Source organism: Glycomyces dulcitolivorans, assembly GCF_003265355.1.
GTDB lineage: Bacteria > Actinomycetota > Actinomycetes > Mycobacteriales > Micromonosporaceae > Glycomyces > Glycomyces dulcitolivorans.
Map to the genome: position 1 here is coordinate 1 of NZ_QFRW01000275.1, position 16,845 is coordinate 16,845.

Genomic DNA, 16,845 nt, shown 5'->3' on the forward strand with positions numbered 1-16,845 from the left:
GATTTTCACGGGGCACCAAGCAAGTGCCCCAAGGAAAAGACAGTCAAAAACAGTACCATTCAAGAAGACACCCAGCACCTAGGCCAGACACTCCCGAACGGTCCGCACGCTGACCATCCAAACACCCTGTTGAGTTCTCAAACAACACGCCACAACAGAAACCTAAATCCGAATTGGGATTCATTCTCCGCCGGAGCAACCCGGACAACATTACTAGTCTCAATTCGCGATGTCTAACCGGGGCTGATTGACCCTGGTCACACCCGATTGAGCCTCTATGGAGTCTCAGGTGATTCCCGCGCTGCGATCAGGACCGCGCCGTGGCTCTGTGAGCCTGTCGCGTGCCTCCGTGATCTCCGAACCGGCTTGGCCGTTCCGTTCCCCCGCGGGCAGAGACAACATTACACACCCCCGAAGAGGCCGAAACCAGGGGGGTCACCTGTCGTTCAACGTTACGCTTGACCAGGGAAGACGGTAGGCACTTCGCGAAATACGGCGGCAGGTCGGCAGGGACGACCGCCGTCGCGGACCGTCTTCTGGCGTCAAGTTCGACTGTTAGCCTGCGAGCGAAGGAACTCCGATCAGAGGAGAAGGCATGTCAGTCACTCGCAACGCACGCACCCGATGGACCGGCGGTCTCCAAGACGGCGGCGGTGTCACCAGCTTCGTGTCGTCCGGTCTGCCGGACACTCCGGTGACCTGGGCGGCCCGCGCGAACAACCCGGAGGGCAAGACCAGCCCCGAGGAGCTCATCGCGGCGGCCCACGCTTCCTGCTACTCCATGGCGCTCTCGGCGGGCCTGGGCAAGGCCGGCCACACCGCGGAGGAGATCGTCACCGAGGCGGCCGTGGACTTCACGCCCGGCACGGGCATAACCGGCATCGCCCTTACGGTTCGGGCCGTCATTCCCGGCATCGAGAAGGACGAGTTCGACCAGATCGCTGCGGCGACCAAGGACGGCTGCCCCGTGAGCCAGGCGTTGAAGGCGGTCCCCATTTCACTTGAGGCGACCCTGGGTTAGGGTCGTCACAAACAACTGAAAATTTCATATTCACGCACAGTGTGCGCGAAAGCATCGGGTGCACCATCCGTGGTCGAAAGGCCACGGAGCCGACACGGACGGGAGTCCGAGGAGGCCGGGTGAGCGTTGGTTTCGCGCACTTGTTTGTAATCAGGGCCCTGCCGGCCGCGTTGCAAACCGACAACCGCAAGAGGAGGGAGTTCTCGTGACTGCTCCTGAAAACACCGGTAGGCGGTTCCAGGCCTACACCATTCGTCATCTCGACGATCTGCTTCAACGAGCGCCGCTGTCGGAGGAGCAGCGGCTTCGCACCAGGGCCGTCGCTTCGGTCCTGCCGTTCCGGACGAACGCGTACGTGGTCGATGAGCTCATCGACTGGGACCGTCCGTTCGAGGACCCGATGTTCCGGCTGGTGTTCCCGCAGGAGGACATGCTTCCCGCGGAGGACGTCGACCACATCGCGGGGCTGCTGAAGTCCGACGCCTCGAAACAGGAGGTGACGGCCGCGGCCAACGAGGTGCGGTTCAAGCTCAACCCGCATCCGGCGGGCCAGCTCCAGCTGAACATCCCGAAGGCCGGCGAGGAGCCCATTCCGGGGCTCCAGCACAAGTACCGCGAGACGGTGCTGTTCTTCCCGCAGCAGGGTCAGACCTGCCACGCGTACTGCACCTACTGCTTCAGGTGGGCGCAGTTCGTGGGGATCGCCGACCTGAAGATGGCGAACAACGACGTGGAGCAGCTGACCGGCTACGTGCGGGAGCATCCCGAGGTGAGCAGCGTGCTGCTCACCGGCGGGGACCCGATGATCATGGGCGAGCCGGTGCTGCGGCGGTACATCGAGCCGCTGCTGAGTTTGGACCACGTCGAGTCGATTCGCATCGGGTCCAAGGCGCTGGCCTACTGGCCGCAGCGGTTCGTGTCGGACCCCGACGCGGACGACACGCTGCGGCTGTTCCAGCAGGTGGTGGACTCGGGGAGGAACCTCGCGTTCATGGCGCACTTCTCGCACTTGAAGGAGCTCGACTCCGACATCGTGCGGGAGGCGGTGCGGCGCATTCGGTCCACGGGTGCGGTGATCCGGACGCAGGCGCCGTTGATCAGGACGATCAACGACGACGCGGACCAGTGGGCGGGGATGTGGAGGACCCAGCACCGGCTGGGGATGATCCCGTACTACATGTTCGTGGAGCGCGATACGGGACCGAGGGACTACTTCTCGGTGCCGCTGGCGCGTGCCTGGGAGATCTACCGGGACGCGTTCAGCCAGGTCTCCGGCTTGTGCCGGACCGTGAGAGGCCCGTCGATGTCGGCCACGCCGGGCAAGGTAGCGGTGGACGGAGTCGTCCAGATCGGTGACGAGAAGGTGTTCGCGCTGCGGATGCTCCAGGCCAGGGACCCCGACATCGTCGGGATCCCGTTCTACGCGAAGTTCGATGAGAACGCCGTGTGGCTCGACGACCTGAAGCCCGCGTTCGCGGACCGGTTCCCCTTCGAGTAGACCCGTCCTCATCGGCTGGACGGCGTCTTCTCGGAAGAGGGGTGCGAGCCGGAGCGGTCTCTACCGCTCCGGCTCGTCTCTTGTCAGGCGAGGTGCAGCGCGAAGCCGGTGGCGCCCTCGGGTTCGAGGCCCGGCTTGAGGCGCTTGTCCTCGTCGTAGTCCTCGGCCTGCTTGCGGTAGGCGATCGGCTCGGTCTCGGCGAGGGTCTCCAGGCGGGAGCGGAGCCGCTTGACGGTGTCGGCGTAGCCCGACTCGTCGATCAGGTGGGCGCCGGTGACCACCTCGGGCGGGAGGACCTGCATGCCGGTGTAGAAGAGGACGCCGTGCTGGAGCGGGAACAGCAGGTCGTCGATGGAGCCGTTGATCCCCCGGTCGGAGAGGTGGGATTCGGCGGCGCCGGTGGTCACGAGGACCATGGCGCGCTTGCCGGCGAGGACGCCGTCGCCGTAGCGCTTCCAGGCGCGGTTGACGCCGTAGCCGAACCCGACGTTGAAGACCCGGTCGATCCAGCCCTTCATGATGGCGGGCACCGTGAACCACCAGAGCGGGAATTGGAGCACGACGGCGTCGGCGGCGAGGAGCTTCTCCTGCTCGGCCTTGATGTCGGCCTTCATGGCATCGGCTTCGAACGCGCCGACCGCGGTACCGACGAAGGTGCCCTCCGCCTCGATCCCGAAGTCGTCGAAGTCCGCGACGGGGTTCCACCGCATCGCGTACAGGTCCGAGACGGTGACGGTGTGGCCGAGCCCTTCGAGGGTCTGGACGGCCTCGTCGCGGAGCGCGGCGTTCAGGGAGGCGGCGTGCGGGTGGGCGTAAACGATGTGGATCTTCATGACGACCATGCTGCGGCGGATCCGGGCGGGCTACCAGACGTCTGTTCGACCTGGGGTCGTTCGACCCTAGGACTGACAGACCTAGGCATCGCGGCCCGGACGCGGGCATGCTTGCCGCGGAGGTTTGAGTGATGTCATCTGATGCGACCGGGATCCACAAGCTGGAGGACGTCGTCGACTTGGGCAAGTTTCTCCAGGCGCGGCGCGCCAGGGTGAACCCCGACGAGGTCGGGCTGCCGAAGGACGCGCGGCGGCGGGTGCCCGGGCTGCGGCGCGAGGAGCTGGCGCTGCTGGCCGGGGTGAGCGTGGACTACTACACGCGCCTGGAGCAGGGCCGGGCGAAGCGCCCGTCCGATCAGGTGCTCGACGCCGTGGCGCGGGCGCTGCGGCTCGACGAGACCACGCGGGCGCATCTGCACCGGCTGGCGGGGAACTCGCGGCGCGACCCGATGCAGTCGCAGGTGGGGGTGCGGCCCTCGCTTCAGACGATGCTCGCTGCGATCGACGGCTTCCCGGCGCTGATCTTGAACCACCGGCAGGACGTGCTCGCCTCGAACCGGCTGGCCAGGCTGCTGTACGGCGGGTTCGGCTGGGACCTGGAGGCGGGGCCGAACTTCGTGCGGCTGCTGTTCGACGACGACTCGCGGGAGTTCTTCCCCGACTGGTACGCCGTGTGCTCGCACGAGACGGTGGCGCAGCTGCGGAAGATGGCGGCGCTGTTCCCCGAGGACGCGGCGATGACCGCGCTCATCGGCGAGCTGTCGGTGGCGCACCGGGACTTCGCGGAGATGTGGGCGCAGGCCGAGGTCAAGGACTGCAACATCGGCTGGGTGCGGTTCGACCACCCGATGGTGGGCCTGATCCAGCTGTACAAGGACCAGTTCCGGGTCGCGGACGGCTCCGGTCAGATGCTCGTGACGCTGACGGCGGCGCCGGGGACGGACGGGTACGAGAAGCTCGCGCTGCTGGGGGCGGGAGGCTAGTCCCCCGCCCCCAGGTCGGCTAGCCGATGGCGAGCTGCTCGTTGACGCTGACCCAGTTGACGCCGCCGCGTCCGGTGGCGCTGAGCTCGTCGAGGCGGCTCAGGAGCGGTTCGAGGAAGTCGGCGCTGACGCCCTGCTCGCGGCTGGCGGTGATGAGCGAGCCGACGGCGGCGCGCGTGAAGTCGACGCTCTGGCCGGCGCTGAAGTCGCGGTCGTCGATGACCGCGGCGAAGCTCTCGGTGTGCGGGAGGATCGCGCCGAGCCAGCCGGCCACTTCGCCGGCGGTCTGGGACGCGGGGACGCCGACGGTGCGCATCATCGCGGCGGCCTGCATGAAGCCGCTGAACATCTGGTACATCGCGGTCAGCAGCGCCATGTCCTTGAGCGAGGCGAGCCCGGCGTCCTCGCCCTCGTAGTCGGCGGCGCCGAGGGTTTCGAGGGCCTCGCGGGCGGTGTCGTACGCGCCGCGGTCCCCGGAGTAGAGGAAGCGCGAGTAGGGCGTCCCGATCATGTCGGGCGTGGCCATGATGGCGCCGTCGAGGTAGGTCAGGCCCTGCTCGGCGGCCCAGGCCGCGGTCGAGCGGGCCTCGTTCGGGGTCGTCGTGGTCACGTTGACGACGGTCTTGCCCTTGAGGTCGGCGGCGATCGGTTCGAGGTGCTCGCGGACGCTGGCGTGGTCGAAGAGGACGACCAGGACGATGTCGCTGAGTTCGGCGGCTTCGGCGACGGTGGCGGCGGCGCGGGACCCGGCTTCGGCGTGCGGCGCGGCCTTGGCGGCGGTGCGGTTCCACACCACGGTGTCGTATCCGGTGTCGCGGAGGCGGGCGGTGATGGCGGAGCCCATGGCCCCGAGCCCGAGGACGGCGACGGTCTGGTTCGGCATGTGCTGCTTCCCTATCTGGTGATCGTGAGTCGGTCGATGATGCGCGGCCAGTCGCTGGCGCCGTGCCCGGCGGCGGCGAGCTCGTCGAGGAGCTTGCGGTGCGGTTCGAGGAGGACGGCGCTGACGCCCTGCTCGCGGCTGGCGGTGATGAGCGAGCCGATGCCGGCGCGGTCGAAGTCGACGTTCTGGCCGCCGGTGTCGTAGGTCCCGCCGTCGACGATCGCGGCGATCTCCTTGCCGTACGGGAGCATGGCGGCGAGCCAGTCCTCGACCTCCGCGGCGGTGTCGGCCGCGGTGGCGCCGGCGGTGCGCATCATGGCGATGGCCTGGAGGTAGCCCAGGAGCATCAGGTCCATGGCCGCGAGCAGGGCCATGTCCTTGAGCGAGGCGACGCCGGGGTCGGCGCCGGTGAACTCGGCGCCGCCGAGGGTCTCCAGCGCGGGCCGGGCGATGGCGTAGGCGTTCTCGGCGCCGGAGTAGAGCAGGCGGGCGCCGGGGGTGCCGATCATGTCCGGGACGGCCATGATCGCGCCGTCGAGGTAGGCGATGCCGTGCTCGGCGGCCCAGGCCGCGGTCTCGCGGGACTGGTTGGGCGTGGTCGTGGTCAGGTTGACGACGTCCTTGCCGCGCAGGCGGTCGGCGGCCGGGTCGAGGTGCTCGCGGACACTGGCGTGGTCGAGGAGGACGACGAAGACGACGTCCCCCGCGTCGGCGGCTTCGGCCACCGTGGCGGCGGCCGTCGCTCCGGCCGCGACGTGCGGTTCGGCCTTGGCGGCGGTGCGGTTCCAGACGGTGACGGCGTAGCCGGCCTCGCGCAGGCGGGTCGCGACCGCCGAGCCCATGGCGCCGAGGCCGAGGACGGTGAGGTTGCCTTTCGGCATGGTGGACTTGCCTTTCTCGGAGGTGCGGGCTAGTAGTCGCCGCGGAAGAGGCGGTAGACGGGGACGACCTCGCCGGTCTTCTCGGTCGCGTCGAGGGCGCGCTGGTAGTAGTCCTGGATGGTGCGGGTGATGGCGGCGTCGACGCCCGCGTCCTCGCTGGCGTCGATGACGTGCTGGGCGCCGGCGTGCATCATCTTCAGACTCGCCAGGTCGCCCCAGCCGCCCTGCTTGGCCGCCTGGGCGAAGTAGAGGGAGAAGTCGCGCTGGCTGCCCGCGTCGTCCTTGCTGAGCTCCAGGAACGTGTCGATGTCGCCGCCGGAGCGCTCGATCATCGCGAAGGCCTGCTGTAGAGAGATGAGGTAGGCGTGGAACATGGCGAGCCCGGCCTGGTAGTACAGCTGGGCGAGCCCGTAGTCGCCGCCGAGGTAGACGTTGGCGCAGAGCTTCTCCAGGACCGGGCGCAGCGAGTCGTGGAGGTCGGCGGGGCCGCTGACGTACAGGTGCGAGGCCGGGTGCGCAATGTCGTCGCTCTGGGTCATGTACGCGCCGGTGAGGAACTTCGCGCCGCGGGCGAGGACCCAGTCCGCGCCCTTGGCGGTGTTCGCCGGGGAGTCGGACGACAGGTTGACGACGGTCTTGCCGGTCAGGTCGGCCGGGCCCTGCTCCAGGACGCCGTACATGGCGTCGTAGTGGATGAGGGAGATGAGGATCGTGTCGCTCGCGGCGATCGCCTCGGCGACGGTCGCGGCCGGCTTGGCGCCGAGGTCGGCGAGCGCCTCGGTCTTGCCGGGGGTGCGGTTCCAGACGGTGACGTCGAAGCCGGCGTCGAGGAGGAGGCGCGCGGTGGCGCGGCCCATCGGGCCCAGGCCGAGGACGGTGACGTTAGACATGTTGTGCCCCTTCGGAAGTGATGGTTCCCGGTTCGTGTTGACGGGATCCATCGTCGGTCGGCCCGGGTAGGCTCGGCAAGACCGCACTTCCTGGTGGGGTTGCTTACGTCGAGGTTCGAAATACGGTCGGGAGGCACAGAGCAGTGGCCATGGGTGACGGAGATCAAACCTGCGGCATGTCGATCGCGATCGACGTCGTGGGCGGCAAGTGGAAGATGCACCTCATGTGGGTGCTCGCCGAGGGGCCCGTCAGGTTCGGGCAGATCCGGCGGAAGCTCGACGGGGTGAGCGAGAAGGTGCTCGCGGAGAACCTGCGGCAGCTGGAGGCGAGCGGGGTGGTGCACCGCGAGCTGTACGCCGAGGTGCCGCCGCGCGTCGAGTACTCGCTGACGGCCCTCGGGGAGTCGCTGAACCAGGCGCTCGCGCCCCTGGAGGCGTGGGGCGACGAGCACCGGGAGACGCTGGAGCCGCGCCCGTCGGTCGCGGCCTGCTAGAGCGGCTCTAGATCGGCGGGGCCTCGCGGCGGCGGTACTCGCGGCCGCCGAGGGTCCGCTCCAGGAGCAGCTCGTCGATGAGCTCGCGGCGCAGGGTCAGCGGGTCGTCGTGGACCTCGGCCAGCGCGTCGGTGATCTCGGCCTGGGTGTAGACGCGGTCGTGCTCGAAGAGGCGGTCGGCGAGGTCGCGGAGGACGGCGACGCGGGTGGCGCGGCGGGTGGGGATGACGGTGAGGCGTCCGGCCGAGTAGAGCTGGGCGACGTCGGGGGCGGTGCCCTCGGGTGCGTCGGGGGCGGCGGAGCGGGCCGCTGCGGCGGCGTCGCGGAACGCCTTCGGGTCGGCGCGGAAGCCGCGGTCGGCGGTGGTCACGAGTCCGGCGCGGACGAGGCGGGGGACGGCCTTCTCGGCGGCGGGGTGGTCGTCGCGGAGTGCGGCGAGTCCGGTGCCGGTGTCGCCGGCGAGGACGATGGCGGCGAAGACGCGGAGCCGGGCGGGGTCGGCGAGGGCTTTGACGATCTCGTGGCTGGGTTCCATCCGCCCACGATCGTCTGAAGCGCCTAGGGCGTCAAGGTGTTTTAGGCGCCCGCGATGGCGCGGAGGCGGTCGAGGGTGACGCCGTCGAGGGTGTCGAGGCGGTGGGCGGGGAGGTCGTCGGGGAGGGCGACTTCGCTGGGGACGGCGAAGGTGACGGCGCCGGCGGCGAGGGCGGATTCGCTGCCGGAGCGGGAGTCTTCGAGGACGATGGCGCGGGTGACGTCGACGCCGAGTTTCGCTGCGGCGGTGAGGTAGGGCTCGGGGTCGGGTTTGCGGGCCTGGACTTCGTCGCCGCAGATGATGACGTCGAAGTTGGCGGGGTCGAGGGTCTGGAGGAGGACCTCGGTGAGTTCGCGGGCGGTGGAGGTGACGAGGCCGGTGGGGACGCCGGCGGCGCGGACCTCGCGGAGGAGTTCGGCGGCGCCGGGCTTCCAGTCGACGCCTTCGGCGAAGAGGGTCTTCATGCGGTTGCGCAGCCATTGGACGTGCTCGGGGAAGTCCTCGACGGGGAGGCCGAGGTCTTCGAGGAGGAAGACGACCGAGGCGTCCTCGTTGGAGCCGACCATGCGGTCGCGCACCTCGGGGCGGAGAGTGCCGCCGAGGAGCACGGCGAGTTCTTCGAGGGCGACGTCCCAGCGCGGCTCGGAGTCGAGGAGGGTCCCGTCCATGTCGAAGAGGACGGCCTGCGGGAACGCTTGCTGCTCAGTCACGCCTTGAACGGTATCGGTGGGGCGTGCCGGATCGGAGGTTTCGCCCGTTCCGGGCGAGGAGGCTCACACCGTCGCTAGGCGAGTCCGGCGCGGTGGTGGCGGCGGCACAGGACGGTGTAGGAGTCCATGTCGCCGACTTCGACGAGGTCGCCGGAGAAGACCATGACGCCGCCGCGGGTGCGGGCGTTGTGGGTGCCGCGTTCGCCGCACCAGCAGTTGACGCGGACGGGGAGTTCCTCGACGCGGTCGGCGAGTTCGATGAGGCGCTGGGAGGCGGGGAAGAGGCGGCCGAGGAAGTCGGTCTTGAGGCCGAAGGCGTAGACGTCGAGTCCGAGGCCGTCGACGGCGTCGGCGAGGTGGTTGATCTGCTTGGGGGCTTCGAGGAACTGGACTTCGTCGACGATGACGTACGGGGGGCGGGTCGCGGCGAGGTCGTCGTAGATGTCGAAGCCGGGTTTGACTTCGCGGGCTTGGTGGTTGAGGCCGAGGCGGCTGGAGACGACGCCTTCGCCGCCGCGGTCCATGGAGGTGTAGACGACGCCCTGGCCGCCGAGGGAGTGGTGGTACTGGAGGGCGAGGGTGGACTTCCCGGCGTCCATGACGCCGAGGTAGGCGACGAGTTCGTGCGACATGGCCCCTATGGTGCCGGGCGGGTGGCCGGGGCGTGAACGCGGCCGCGGGTTCGGTGCCCGGCGCCCCATGGGCACCAGGCACCTCCCGGGGTCATTTCGCGTTGAAGTAGCTCGCCTCGGGGTGGTGGAGGACGATCGCGTCGGTGGACTGCTCGGGGTGGAGCTGGTCCCCTTCGGACAGTTCGACGCCGATGCGCTCCGCGCCGAGGAGTTCGACGAGGGTGGCGCGGTCGGCGAGCTCGGGGCAGGCCGGGTAGCCGAAGGAGTAGCGGCAGCCGCGGAAGTCGACGTCGAGGATGCCGCTGAGGTCGCCGGGGTCGGCGTCGCCGACGGTGCCGCCGCCGGGGAGGACCCATTCGCGGCGGATGCGGCGGTGCCAGTACTCGGCGAGGGACTCGGTGAGCTGCACGGTGAGGCCGTGGACTTCGAGGTAGTCGCGGTAGGCGTTGGCCTGGAACAGCTCGTTGGTGTACTCGGAGACCTTGGAGCCCAGGGTGACCAGCTGCATGCCGAGGACGTCGAGCTTCTCGCCGTCCTTGGCGCGGAAGAAGTCCGCGAGGCACAGGCGCTTGCCGTGGCGCTGGCGCGGGAAGGTGAAGCGGGCGCGCTCGGCGTGGCCGTTCTCGTCGAGGACGACGAGGGTGTTGCCTTCGGAGTAGGCCGGGAGGTACCCGTAGACGACCTTGGCCTCGATGACGTTGTCGGTGGCGAGGCGGTCGAGCCAGTAGCGCAGGCGCGGGCGGCCCTCGGTCTCGACGAGCTCCTCGTAGGAGGCGCCGTCGTCGCCGCGGCCGGGCTTGAGGCCCCACTGGCCGAGGAAGGTGGCGCGCTCGTCGAGCATCGCGGCGTACTCGGCGAGGGCGATGCCCTTGACGACGCGGGAGCCGTAGAACGGCGGGACGGGGATGTCGACGTCGGTGGCGACCCCGGAGCGCACCGAGGTGTCGTCGAGGTCGGGGAGGGTCTCGGCGACGAGCGTGGCCTGCTTGGCGCGGCGCTCGCGGCGCAGCGCGATCTTGGCCTCCTGCTCGGGGTCCGAGATGGGGACGCCGGTGCGGCGGGCGGTCATGACCTTGTTCATGAGGTCGAGGCCCTCGAAGGCGTCGCGGGCGTAGTGGACCTGGCCGCCTTCGAACATCTCGCGCAGGTCGTCCTCGACGTAGGCGCGGGTGAGGGCGGCGCCGCCGAGGAGGACGGGCCAGCGCCGGTGGAGGCTGCGGGCCATCATCTCGGCGAGGTTGTCCTTCATGATCACCGTCGATTTGACGAGGAGCCCGCTCATGCCGATGACGTCGGCCTGGTGCTCTTCGGCGGCGTCGAGGATGGCGTTGATGGGCTGCTTGATGCCGAGGTTGACGACGGTGTAGCCGTTGTTGGACAGGATGATGTCGACGAGGTTCTTGCCGATGTCGTGGACGTCGCCGCGGACGGTGGCGAGGACGATGGTGCCCTTGTCGGCGGCGTCGGCCTTGTCCATGTGGGGTTCGAGGTGGGCGACGGCGAACTTCATGGCCTCGGCGGACTGGAGGACGAACGGCAGCTGCATCTGGCCGGAGCCGAAGCGGTCGCCGACGACCTTCATGCCTTCGAGGAGGTTGTCGTTGATGATGTCGAGGGGCCGCTTGCCTTCGGCCATGGCGGCGTCGAGGTCGGTGTCGAGGCCGTTCTTGTCGCCGTCGATGATGCGCTGGGCGAGGCGCTCGTCCAGGGGGAGGGCGGCGAGGGCTTCGGCGCGGGCCTCCTTGGTGCCGGCGAGGCTGACGCCATCGAAGATCTCGATGAGCTTCTGGAGCGGGTCGTAGTCCTCGGCGCGGCGGTCGTAGACCATGTCGAGGGCGACCTGCTTCTGCTCCTCGGGGATCGAGGCCATCGGCAGGATCTTGGAGGAGTGGACGATCGCGCTGGTGAGCCCGGCCTGGACGCATTCGTGGAGGAACACGGAGTTGAGGACCTGGCGGGCTGCGGGGTTGAGGCCGAAGGAGATGTTGGAGACGCCGAGGGTGAAGTTGACGCCCGGGTAGAGGCGGGCGATCTCGCGGATGGCGGCGATGGTCTCGATGCCGTCCTTGCGGGTCTCCTCCTGGCCGGTGGAGATGGGGAAGGTGAGGGCGTCGACGAAGATGTCCTGGACCTTCATGCCCCACGTGCCGGTGAGGTCGTCGATGAGACGGGCGGCGACGCGGACCTTCCAGTCGCGGTCGCGGGCCTGGCCCTCTTCGTCGATGCAGAGGGCGACGACGCCCGCGCCGTGCTCGGCGACGAGCGGCATCATGCGCTGGTAGCGGGAGGTGGGGCCGTCGCCGTCCTCGAAGTTGACGGAGTTGACGATGCACTTGCCGCCGAGGGCGTCGAGGCCGGCTTCGACCACGTTCGGCTCGGTGGAGTCGAGCATGATCGGGAGGGTGGAGGCGGTGGCGAAGCGGGAGGCGAGGACGCGCATGTCCTCGGCGCCGTCGCGGCCGACGTAGTCGACGCAGAGGTCGAGGAGGTGGGAGCCGCCGCCGGCCTGCTCGCGGGCGATCTCGACGCAGCGGTCGTAGTCGGCGGCGAGCATGGCGTCGCGGAAGGCCTTGGAGCCGTTGGCGTTGGTGCGCTCGCCGACGTTGAGGATCGAGGCGTCCTGGAGGTAGGGGACGTGGTGGTAGGAGGAGGACACGCCGGTCTCGGGGATCGGGGTGCGCTCCTTGGGCTTGACGAGGTCTTCGGGGGCGCCGCCGAGGCGGGCGCGGACGGCGCGGATGTGGTCGGGGGTGGTGCCGCAGCAGCCGCCGACGAGGCTGACGCCGTAGTTGTTGACGAAGTCCTCGTGGGCGTCGGCGAGCTCCTCGGGGGTGAGGGGGTAGACGGCGCCGTTGGGGCCGAGGGTGGGCAGGCCGGCGTTGGGCATGACCGAGATCGGGACGGGCGAGTGGCGCGAGAGGTAGCGGAGGTGCTCGCTCATCTCGGCCGGGCCGGTGGCGCAGTTGAGCCCGATGAGGTCGACGCCGAGGGCGGCGAGGCTGGTGAGGGCCGCGCCGATCTCGCCGCCGACGAGCATGGTGCCGGTGGTCTCGACGGTGACCTGGGCGATGATCGGGACCTTGGTGCCGAGGGCCGCGTTGGCGCGCTTGGCGCCGATGACGGCGGCCTTGGCCTGGAGGAGGTCCTGGGCGGTCTCGACCAGGAGCGCGTCGGCGCCGCCTTCGATGAGGCCGAGGGAGCAGGCCTCGTAGTGGTCGCGCAGGAGCGCGAAGGGGGCGTGGCCGAGGGTGGGCAGGCGGGTGCCGCCGCCCATGGAGCCGAGGACGAAGCGGGGCCATTCGGGGGTGGCGTACTCGTCGGCCTTGCGGCGGGCGAGCTCGGCGGAGGCGCGGGCGATCTCGCGGGCGCGCGCTTCGAGTCCGTATTCGACCAGGCCGCCGTAGTTGGCGTTGAAGCTGTTGGTCTCGACGCAGTCGGCGCCGGCCGCGAGGTAGGCGTCGTGGATGCCCAGGACGATGTCGGGGCGGGTCAGGCAGAGGATGTCGGAGAGGCCTTCGTGGCCGTCGTAGTCCTCCATCGTCGGGTCGAAGGTCTGGAGCATCGTGCCCATGCCCCCGTCGGCGATCACGACGCGGCGGCTCAGGACATCGAGGAACAGGCTCTTCTCAGACACGCGGTCAAGGGTACTTGCGCGTGCCGCTCCGTGGGAAGCCCGTTTCAAAGGTTGGGCATCGTGTCCAGCGAAGATCACACTCGGACGAATAGGATGGGCGGTATGGAACTCCTCGTCATCTTCGGCGCCATGCTGCTGGGCTCGTACTTCGTCTACTGGGCGGTCCGGCAGGGGGTGCGGGACGCCCTGGAGGACGACGAGAAACGCCGGCTCGAGCAGGCGCGGCCGGGGCGTAGCATCGAGACGGACTAGCCCCCGCACCCGAAGGGACGCACATGGACGCCGTTGACAATCGACTGTGGACCGAGGTGACGGACCCGGCGAAGCTCAGGGAGATCGTCGGGGAGGTGCTCCCCCAGGCGGCCCAGAAGGAGCGGTCCAGGCTCCACGAGCACGACCGGGCCTGGCTGGCCGCCTCCCCCTACTGCGTGGTCGCAACCTCGGACGCCGAGGGCAACTGCGACGCCTCCCCCAAGGGCGACCCGGCCGGGAAGCTCATCCACGTCCTCGACGACGCCACGGTCACCATCCCCGAGCGCAAGGGCAACCACCGGGTCGACGGCTACCACAACGTGCTCGCCAACCCCCACGTCGGACTGCTGTCGCTCCTGCCGGGCCGGCGCGAGACGCTGCGGATCAACGGGCGCGCCCGAGTGGTCTCGGACGCGCCCTTCTTCGACGACATGGTCGTCAAGGGCCACAAGCCGGTCCTGGCGCTCGTGGTCGAGATCGACACGATCTTCTTCCACTGCGGCAAGGCGTCGATGCGCTCGGGGATCTGGAAGCCAGAGACGTGGACGCCCGAGGCCGTGCCGGTGCACGCGCGCATGGTCAAGGACACCCAGGTGACCGAGCAGACCTACGAGGAGCTGGTCGACAAGTACGGGCCGCAGTACGAGCAGGGCCTGTACTAGTCCTCTGCTAGGCCTTCCCGGCGTCGGCCTTGAGCCGCTCGATCAGGTCGTCGTCGCAGGTCTCCCAGAACTCGCCGACGACGTCCTCCAGGCGGTCCATGGACCCCGCGTCGAACAGCTTGTCCTGGTAGTGGGTGATGTCGTAGTCGATGGTGCCCATGGTGACCAGGTCGAGCGGCAGGATCGTCATGTCCCGGAACTCGTCGATCTCCCCGTACGAGGAGAGGATGCCCGCGCCGTAGGCCTTGAGGCCGTCCGGTTCGCTGATGACCCCGAATTCGAGGGTGAACCAGAAGACGCGGGAGACGAACTCCAGGGCCTCCTCGGAGTGGACGCGGCGGGCGGCGTCCCCGGCGGCGCGGTACAGGGCGGCGAAGCGGGGCGCGGCGAGGGCGTTGGCGTGGCCGATGACCTCGTGGATGACGTCGGGCTCGGGCGTGTACAGCGGCACCGAGTGGTGGCGGATGTACTGGGTGGCGTGGAACTTCCCGTCGGCGAGGACGCCGTAGAACTCCCGCAGGGGCACCAGCCCGGCCGCGGGCATGTAGCTGAAACCGGTCAGCGGCTCCAGGAGCTCGGAGACCTCGTGGAGCTGCGGGATGTGGTCGGCGGGGAGCTTGAGGCGCTCGGCGCCGTCGAGGTAGTCGTGTGCGGCCAGGGCCTGATGCTTGACGGCCAGTTCCGCACTGACCAGCCGCCAGATCTCGTGCTCGGCATCGGTGTAGGCGACCGTCGGCACGGGTAGGCCGGGCCTCCAGTCCAATGCGAGTGCCGCGATGGCGTTGCGCCGGTCGCGGTAGTCGGCGTCCGCGAAGCCCGGGTGGGTCTCACCCAGCTCCACGACGACCGTGCCGTCGGCGTCGGTGTTGACCGGCGCGAAGTACTGTCCTTCTTCGAACATGCCTCCAGTCCACCAGGTGGGACGCGGCCTGTCAACGCACTGCCGATTTCAGTTGGACACGGTTCAGGCGAAGCGCAGTTTCGCCGGCGTTTCCGCAGGTGCGGACTTGCCCAGGAACGCGCGCCGCTGGGCGTGGAAGCCGTGGCGGTCGTCGAACATGTCGCGGGCCATCTCGGCCAGCTCGATGGTCCGGTAGTACGACAGCGGCTTGGAGTCGGCGCGGCGGCGGGCCTTCGCGGCGAACATGCGCCCGCGCGTCACCGGGTCGTTGTAGCCCAGGGCGACCGCGCGCAGCCAGCGCTGGAACTCGTCCCAGTCGCGGGGCCCGACGGCGCCGATGAGCCCCATGTGCGCGGCCTCGGAGGCCGAGATGGGGAGTTTGTCCCCCAGGAGGCGGGCGGCGGCCTTGGGGCCGATGCGGTCGGCGACCGACCAGGTGTGGAGCTCGGAGCCGAAGATGCCCATGTCGTAGTACGGGTTGAGGACGACGCCGTCGCGGGCGACGGTGACGTCGGCGCACAGCCCGGCCATGACGCCGCCGGCGCCGGCGTTCGCGGTGAACGCGGCGACGGTGAGCTGGTCGGCGCCGGCGACGGCCTCGCACAGGTCGTCGATGGCGTTGATGTTGTCCCAGGCCTCGGCGGCGGGGTCGGGGGCGGCGTCGATGACGCCGAGGTGGATGCCGTTGGAGAAGGCGTGCTCGGTGCCGGTGAGGACGAGGAGCCGGGTGTCCTCGGCGAGGGCCTTCTCGACCGCCTGGGTGAGGCGGCGGCACTGCTCGGTGTGCATGGCGCCGTTGTAGGAGCGGATCCGGAGGTACCCGATGTCGCCCTCGCGCCGGTAGGTCGTCTCGGCGAGCTCGGCGGGCACCGGCTTGAACGGGGCGTCCTTGGGGTCGATGACCATGGCGGCCGGGAGCTTGGGGCCGCGCTTGCGGTCGAGGGTCGCGGCGTAGCCGACCCAGAGGACGCCCTTGCCGGTGGCGAAGGCGATCGCGTCGGCGTCGCGGCCGATGAGCGTGCCGGGCTCGGCGCCGGTGTGCTCGTCGGTTGCGGCGGCGTCGAACAGGCAGTAGCCCTGGCCGTTGAGTTCGGCGGGCGCGCCGGGGGCGCCGTCGGCGGCGGCGATGCGGCGGGCGAGCTCGGCGGCGGGGGCGTGCCAGTCGAGGGCGAACGCGGGGCGGCGCAGCAGCGGGAGCTCGCCGGTGCCCGGGACGGCGTGCGGGAGCTCGTCGGCCGGTTTCGGCTTGTGGCCCACCTCGACCTTGAGGACGACCTGCGCGACGCACTCCATGGCGGCGTCGGCGACGCGGCTGTTGTAGAGCGCGGACTTGGTGATGCCGTCGGGGACGTCGAACGTGAAGGAGGCCCAGACCGGGCCCGCGTCCATCTCCTCGACCGCCGAGAGCGCGGTGACGCCCCAGCGGGGGCTGCGGCCCAGGATCGCGTGGTCGAGCGAGGAGGGGCCGCGGTCGCCCACGGGCCCGGGGTGGACGATGACGGTGGTCCACCGGCGCCACACGTCCTCGGGGACCCGGTGCTTGAGGAACGGGCAGAGGATGAGGTCGGGGTCGACCCGCTCCACCGCCGCGGTCAGCGACTCGGGGGTCTCATGGGCCGGGGCGAGTTCCACGCCGACCTCGTGCCCCTGCTCGCGGAGGGTGCACCAGACACGCTGAGTGAGTCCGTTGAAACCGGACGCCAGCAGCAGGATCTTCAATTCGACTCCAGGAGGATGGGGAGTCGGCCACGCTCAGTGATAAGCGTACCGATACTCGGCATTTCGCACAATCAGCGCGTGCAGTCTATGCCGAGCAATCCTCCGATCGTGTCCCGGGCGAGGGCCGGAGCCGAGGGGTCTTCGCCACCTGCGGAGAGGGTCTCCTCGGCCCATGCGTCGATCACGGCGAGCGCCCCGGGGGTGTCGAGGTCGTCGGCGAGGCGCTCGCGCACGGCGGTGAGGACGGCCCCGGCGGGGACGGCGAGCTCGCGGGCGGCGGCCTCGCGCCAGCGGCCCAGGCGCAGCTCGGCCTCGGC

The 16,845-nt window shown here is 69.8% G+C and carries 16 protein-coding genes and 1 pseudogene; 6 read left to right on the plus strand and 11 right to left on the minus strand.

The features are described 5' to 3' along the window. Positions 1-595: 595 nt before the first annotated feature. Both DI269_RS18230 and DI269_RS18235 read left to right on the plus strand, forming a co-directional pair. Positions 596-1,021: an OsmC family peroxiredoxin gene (locus tag DI269_RS18230; protein WP_112138447.1), complete on the plus strand. Its 426-nt coding sequence runs from the start codon at positions 596-598 to the stop codon at positions 1,019-1,021. Between the two features lie 205 nt (positions 1,022-1,226). Continuing rightward, positions 1,227-2,519 (plus strand): KamA family radical SAM protein, encoded by a 1,293-nt coding sequence (locus DI269_RS18235; RefSeq protein ID WP_112138449.1) that lies wholly within the window; start codon positions 1,227-1,229, stop codon positions 2,517-2,519. Positions 2,520-2,602: 83 nt separating this feature from the next. Here DI269_RS18235 and DI269_RS18240 read toward each other — a convergent pair whose 3' ends face one another. Then, entirely contained in the window at positions 2,603-3,352 is a 750-nt protein-coding gene (locus DI269_RS18240; RefSeq protein WP_112138473.1) for an NAD(P)H-dependent oxidoreductase, read from the minus strand. Positions 3,353-3,483: 131 nt separating this feature from the next. Here DI269_RS18240 and DI269_RS18245 point away from each other — a divergent pair, with 131 nt between their 5' ends. Continuing rightward, a complete protein-coding gene (locus DI269_RS18245; RefSeq protein ID WP_112138451.1) occupies positions 3,484-4,335 on the plus strand; it encodes a helix-turn-helix transcriptional regulator in 852 nt (283 codons plus the stop codon). Positions 4,336-4,354: 19 nt separating this feature from the next. On the opposite strand, the gene DI269_RS27835 is transcribed toward DI269_RS18245, so the two are convergent. Genes DI269_RS27835 through DI269_RS18260 form a run of 3 tightly spaced genes read right to left on the minus strand, consistent with a single transcriptional unit; the run spans position 4,355 to position 6,989 of the window. Then, positions 4,355-5,269, minus strand: a complete 915-nt coding sequence (locus DI269_RS27835) for an NAD(P)-dependent oxidoreductase (RefSeq protein ID WP_332871978.1) — start codon at positions 5,267-5,269, stop codon at positions 4,355-4,357. Continuing rightward, positions 5,230-6,099 carry an NAD(P)-dependent oxidoreductase gene (locus DI269_RS18255; RefSeq protein WP_112138455.1) on the minus strand — a complete coding sequence of 290 codons (870 nt, stop codon included), beginning with the start codon at positions 6,097-6,099 and terminating at the stop codon, positions 5,230-5,232. Before DI269_RS18255 ends, DI269_RS27835 begins: the two co-directional genes overlap by 40 nt. 29 nt (positions 6,100-6,128) lie before the next feature. Continuing rightward, positions 6,129-6,989 (minus strand): NAD(P)-dependent oxidoreductase, encoded by an 861-nt coding sequence (locus DI269_RS18260; protein ID WP_112138457.1) that lies wholly within the window; start codon positions 6,987-6,989, stop codon positions 6,129-6,131. 149 nt (positions 6,990-7,138) lie between these two features. Here DI269_RS18260 and DI269_RS18265 point away from each other — a divergent pair, with 149 nt between their 5' ends. Continuing rightward, positions 7,139-7,483, plus strand: a complete 345-nt coding sequence (locus DI269_RS18265; protein ID WP_112138459.1) for a winged helix-turn-helix transcriptional regulator — start codon at positions 7,139-7,141, stop codon at positions 7,481-7,483. A 7-nt stretch (positions 7,484-7,490) separates the two neighbouring features. Here DI269_RS18265 and DI269_RS18270 read toward each other — a convergent pair whose 3' ends face one another. The 4 genes from DI269_RS18270 to metH form a co-directional block, all read right to left on the minus strand. Then, positions 7,491-8,018, minus strand: coding sequence for a DUF2087 domain-containing protein (locus DI269_RS18270; protein ID WP_112138463.1), 528 nt, complete (start codon positions 8,016-8,018; stop codon positions 7,491-7,493). 41 nt (positions 8,019-8,059) lie between these two features. Further along, positions 8,060-8,728 (minus strand): HAD family hydrolase, encoded by a 669-nt coding sequence (locus DI269_RS18275; RefSeq protein ID WP_198667537.1) that lies wholly within the window; start codon positions 8,726-8,728, stop codon positions 8,060-8,062. Positions 8,729-8,802: 74 nt separating this feature from the next. Beyond that, a complete protein-coding gene (locus tag DI269_RS18280) occupies positions 8,803-9,360 on the minus strand; it encodes a thymidine kinase (RefSeq protein ID WP_112138465.1) in 558 nt (185 codons plus the stop codon). A 91-nt stretch (positions 9,361-9,451) separates the two neighbouring features. Then, the gene (metH, locus tag DI269_RS18285) at positions 9,452-12,994 is read right to left on the minus strand and encodes a methionine synthase (RefSeq protein ID WP_232822804.1); all 3,543 of its coding nucleotides are present in this window, start codon (positions 12,992-12,994) and stop codon (positions 9,452-9,454) included. 102 nt (positions 12,995-13,096) lie between these two features. Between metH and DI269_RS27200 the strand changes: the two genes are divergently transcribed. Together DI269_RS27200 and DI269_RS18290 are read left to right on the plus strand one after the other, a co-directional pair. Then, entirely contained in the window at positions 13,097-13,246 is a 150-nt protein-coding gene (locus tag DI269_RS27200; protein WP_157975076.1) for a hypothetical protein, read from the plus strand. Between the two features lie 23 nt (positions 13,247-13,269). Further along, positions 13,270-13,908 carry an MSMEG_1061 family FMN-dependent PPOX-type flavoprotein gene (locus tag DI269_RS18290; protein WP_112138467.1) on the plus strand — a complete coding sequence of 213 codons (639 nt, stop codon included), beginning with the start codon at positions 13,270-13,272 and terminating at the stop codon, positions 13,906-13,908. Positions 13,909-13,915: 7 nt separating this feature from the next. Here the strand turns inward: DI269_RS18290 and DI269_RS18295 are convergent, their stop codons facing one another. The 3 genes and pseudogenes from DI269_RS18295 to DI269_RS18305 form a co-directional block, all read right to left on the minus strand. Further along, positions 13,916-14,809, minus strand: a complete 894-nt coding sequence (locus DI269_RS18295) for a phenylalanine 4-monooxygenase (protein WP_112138469.1) — start codon at positions 14,807-14,809, stop codon at positions 13,916-13,918. A gap of 63 nt (positions 14,810-14,872) precedes the next feature. Then, on the minus strand, positions 14,873-16,528 hold the full coding sequence (locus tag DI269_RS18300) for an enoyl-CoA hydratase-related protein (RefSeq protein ID WP_112138471.1): 1,656 nt from the start codon (positions 16,526-16,528) through the stop codon (positions 14,873-14,875). 71 nt (positions 16,529-16,599) lie between these two features. Then, positions 16,600-16,845, minus strand: a pseudogene (locus tag DI269_RS18305) (cysteine--1-D-myo-inosityl 2-amino-2-deoxy-alpha-D-glucopyranoside ligase); the annotation flags it as partial.

Coding starts and splice junctions, on each gene's coding strand:
- DI269_RS18290 (WP_112138467.1), top strand. CDS start 13,270: ATGGACGCCGTTGACAATCGACTGTGGACCGAGGTGACGGACCCGGCG.
- DI269_RS18280 (WP_112138465.1), bottom strand. CDS start 9,360: ATGTCGCACGAACTCGTCGCCTACCTCGGCGTCATGGACGCCGGGAAG.
- DI269_RS18270 (WP_112138463.1), bottom strand. CDS start 8,018: ATGGAACCCAGCCACGAGATCGTCAAAGCCCTCGCCGACCCCGCCCGG.
- DI269_RS18265 (WP_112138459.1), top strand. CDS start 7,139: ATGGGTGACGGAGATCAAACCTGCGGCATGTCGATCGCGATCGACGTC.
- DI269_RS18255 (WP_112138455.1), bottom strand. CDS start 6,099: ATGCCGAAAGGCAACCTCACCGTCCTCGGCCTCGGCGCCATGGGCTCG.
- DI269_RS18260 (WP_112138457.1), bottom strand. CDS start 6,989: ATGTCTAACGTCACCGTCCTCGGCCTGGGCCCGATGGGCCGCGCCACC.
- DI269_RS18240 (WP_112138473.1), bottom strand. CDS start 3,352: ATGAAGATCCACATCGTTTACGCCCACCCGCACGCCGCCTCCCTGAAC.
- DI269_RS18295 (WP_112138469.1), bottom strand. CDS start 14,809: ATGTTCGAAGAAGGACAGTACTTCGCGCCGGTCAACACCGACGCCGAC.
- DI269_RS27200 (WP_157975076.1), top strand. CDS start 13,097: ATGGAACTCCTCGTCATCTTCGGCGCCATGCTGCTGGGCTCGTACTTC.
- DI269_RS18245 (WP_112138451.1), top strand. CDS start 3,484: ATGTCATCTGATGCGACCGGGATCCACAAGCTGGAGGACGTCGTCGAC.
- DI269_RS18230 (WP_112138447.1), top strand. CDS start 596: ATGTCAGTCACTCGCAACGCACGCACCCGATGGACCGGCGGTCTCCAA.